Genomic DNA, 235 nt, shown 5'->3' on the forward strand with positions numbered 1-235 from the left:
TCCTTACGTGACTGTAATGAAAAACTGTTTGCCACGCAGTTCCCCGAACTGCAAGTCCCTACATTAGTGACTTCACAACAAAGCCTGATCCGTGAATTTATCAAAGAACATGGTGATGTGATTGTGAAGCCCCTCGATGGGATGGGTGGCATGGGAATTTTCCGTTTATATCAAGATGGTGTGAACATTGGCTCAACTTTGGAAATGTTGACGGAAATGGGCACACGTCCGATTA

At 44.7% G+C, this 235-nt stretch carries 1 pseudogene; it reads left to right on the forward strand.

Annotated features, from left to right (window positions below):
- Positions 1–235: pseudogene (locus RRF55_RS27995) on the forward strand (glutathione synthase); the annotation flags it as partial.

It is taken from the genome of Klebsiella sp. K47 (assembly GCF_051858335.1).
In the GTDB taxonomy this organism is placed as follows: domain Bacteria; phylum Pseudomonadota; class Gammaproteobacteria; order Enterobacterales; family Enterobacteriaceae; genus Klebsiella; species Klebsiella pneumoniae.